The organism is Kitasatospora sp. NPDC056327, from assembly GCF_042261735.1.
Classification (GTDB): Bacteria; Actinomycetota; Actinomycetes; order Streptomycetales; family Streptomycetaceae; genus Kitasatospora.
On the sequence record NZ_JBHJRC010000500.1, the window covers coordinates 1 to 2,886 of the forward strand.

2 protein-coding genes are annotated in these 2,886 nt (G+C 74.5%); one reads left to right on the forward strand and one right to left on the reverse strand.

What is annotated here, in order from left to right; all coding sequences use genetic code 11:
- Positions 1 to 35: 35 nt before the first annotated feature.
- Entirely contained in the window at positions 36 to 1,082 is a 1,047-nt protein-coding gene (locus tag ACFCX4_RS35720) for a helix-turn-helix transcriptional regulator (RefSeq protein WP_376151554.1), read from the reverse strand.
- A gap of 258 nt (positions 1,083 to 1,340) precedes the next feature.
- Here ACFCX4_RS35720 and ACFCX4_RS35725 point away from each other — a divergent pair, with 258 nt between their 5' ends.
- Positions 1,341 to 2,849, forward strand: a complete 1,509-nt coding sequence (locus ACFCX4_RS35725) for an MFS transporter (RefSeq protein ID WP_376151556.1) — start codon at positions 1,341 to 1,343, stop codon at positions 2,847 to 2,849.
- Positions 2,850 to 2,886: the final 37 nt, after the last annotated feature.

Genomic DNA, 2,886 nt, shown 5'->3' on the forward strand with positions numbered 1-2,886 from the left:
GGCCCGCCGCTGGAGCGGGCGGCGGCGACGCCGTTTCAGGGCTGCTCCGGGGGCGGGTTCCCAGGCGCGGCCGGTGCCGCGGGGCGGGGCGGTTCAGGACGGTGCGGGGCGGTGCGGGGCGGCTCCGCGGCGCGGCCGGCGCGGTCGGCGATGGCGCGCAGGTGGGCGCGCATCTCCGGGGGCGAGTGCACCTCGAAGTCGCAGCCGAACATCAGCAGGCGCACCGCCAGCCACTCCACGGAGTCGGTCCGGGAGCGGAAGCGGCAGCTGTGCTCGTCGATCGGCTCGATGTCGGCGTCGTCGCCGTGGCCGCGCAGACGGTGCCGGACCTCGTCGGCGGAGAGCCGGAGGGTGGCGTCGAGGGTGTAGGTCGGGGACCGGCGGCGCAGCTTGGCCCCGACGTACGCGGCGGCGTCCTCGGCGGGGAGCGGGCGCGGCGTGAAGCGGGCGCCGGTGGCGAAGGGGTCGCTGATCCGGTCCACCCGGAACAGGCGCCAGTCGTCCCGGTCGAGGTCGAAGCCGACCAGGTACCAGCGCCGGCCGGCCGAGACCAGGCGGTCCGGTTCGACCTGGCGCCGGGTCTGGGCGCCGTCGCCCGCCCGGTAGCCGAAGCGCAGGCGTTCGCGGTTGGTCACGGCGTTGGCGAGGACGGTGAGGTCCTCCGGGTCGACGGCCGGGCCGTCGCCGCTGAGCAGCGGGAGGGTGGCCCGGTCGAGGGTCGCGACCCGGTGGCGGAGGCGGGCGGGCAGCACCTGGAGCAGTTTGCCGAGGGCGCGCACCGAGGACTCCTCGATGCCGACCACGGCGTGCCCGGCCGCCGCACGGAGGCCGACCGCGATGGCCACGGCCTCCTCGTCGTCGAGCAGCAGCGGCGGCATGGCGGTGCCCGCGACCAGCCGGTAGCCGCCGACCGGGCCCATGGTGGCCTCGACCGGGTAGCCGAGGTCGCGGAGCCGGTCGATGTCGCGGCGGATGGTGCGGGGGCTGACCTGGAGCCGGTCGGCGAGCTCGCTGCCGGGCCACTCGCGCGGTGTCTGGAGGAGGGAGAGCAGGCTGAGGAGTCGTGCCGGGGTGTCGGTCATGGGATCCAGGGTGCCGGAAGTCGCGGCCAGGACCTGACCTAGATGCCCGTTAGTTTCGTCGGCGTGCTGAGGAAGAACGGCGACGAGGAGCGTGCGGTGGGCAAGGACGGTGTGGTGGGCCGGGAACCGGGGCCGGGTTCGGGTCCGGCGGCTGGGCCGGTGACGGTCGCGGCGGCAGGCGCGGCGGCGGGGCGGGGGCCGGCCGGGGTGTCGGCCGGAGTGTCGGACCGGCGGAGGTGGATCGCGCTGGCGATCGTCATGACGGCCTCGTTCATGGACCTGGTGGACGTCACGATCGTGAACGTCGCGATCCCGAGCATCCAGGAGTCGACGGGCGCGTCGTTCTCCGCCGTGCAGTGGGTGACCGGCGGGTACGCGCTGGCCTTCGCGATCGGCCTGATCACCGGCGGCCGGCTCGGTGACGTCTACGGCCGGAGGCGACTGTTCCTGATCGGAATAGCCGGGTTCACGATCGCTTCGGGGCTGTGCGGCCTCGCGGGCGGCCCCGAGACGCTGGTCGCGATGCGGATCCTGCAAGGGGCGACGGCGGCCCTGATGGTGCCGCAGGTGCTGTCGATCGTCCACGCGACCTTCCCGGCGGAGGAGCGCGGCAAGGTGTTCGGCCTGTTCGGCGCGGTGGTCGGCCTCGGTGCGGTCAGCGGTCCGCTGATCGGCGCTCTGCTGACGGAGTGGAACGTGTTCGGCCTCGGCTGGCGTCCGATCTTCCTGATCAACCTGCCGGTCGGCATCGCCGGCCTGCTGCTCGGCCGGGTCTTCATCGGCGAGTCGAAGGCCGAGCGGGCCCTGCGGCTCGACCCGGTGGGCGTGCTGCTGGCCAGCGCCGGACTGCTGATGCTGATCTACCCGCTGACCCACGGCCGGGAGGCCGGCTGGCCGCTCTGGGGCCACCTGACGATGGCCGGCAGCGTCCCGGTGTTCGCCCTGTTCGTCGCGTACGAGCGGGTGAAGACCCGGCGGGACGGTTCGCCGCTGGTGGAGCTGTCGCTGTTCCGGGTGAAGTCCTTCGCGGCGGGCATCGGCGTCCAGCTGACCTTCGGTGTCGTCACCGGCATCTTCTTCCTGGTCTGGACCCTCTACATGCAGCTGGGCCTCGGCTGGAGCCCGCTGAAGGCCGGTGCGACCGGCATCCCGTTCTCGTTCGCCGTGTCGACGGCGGCCGGCCTCTCCGTGCAGCAGCTCGTCCCGCGCTTCGGGCGGAAGGTGCTCCAGGCGGGCGCCCTGGTGATGGCGGTCGGCGTGCTGGTCTACCTCGCGGAGGCGCACCGGTACGGCACCGGCATCACGCCCTGGCAGATGCTGCTGCCGCTGGTGGTGATGGGCGCCGGGATGGGCCTGATCGTCGCGCCGATCACGGACGCGGTGCTGGCTGACGTCCCGCGCGAGCACGCCGGATCCGCCTCCGGGCTGATCAACACGGTGAACCAGGTGGGCCTGGCGCTCGGCCTGGGGCTGGTGTCGGTGGCGTTCTTCGGCGCGGTACCGGCCGGGACGGCCGCGGGAGAGCCTTTCGTCGGGGCGTTCCAGCAGGCGCTGTGGTGGGTGTTCGGGGTGCTGGCCGTGGTGTTCCTGCTGATGTTCGCGCTGCCGGCGCGGCGCGGGGGCGCCGTCGTGGCCGGCGGTGGTGGTTCGGCCGGTGGTGACGACCCGGCCGGTGGTGGTTCGGCCGGTGGTGACGCCGGGGCCGACGGCGCGGCGGCCGTCGTCCGTGCCGCCGCGGATGCCGGGCGCGAGCGGGTCCCGGCCTGACCGCCCCCGCGGTGACGGGCCCCGGCCGCGCGTGCGC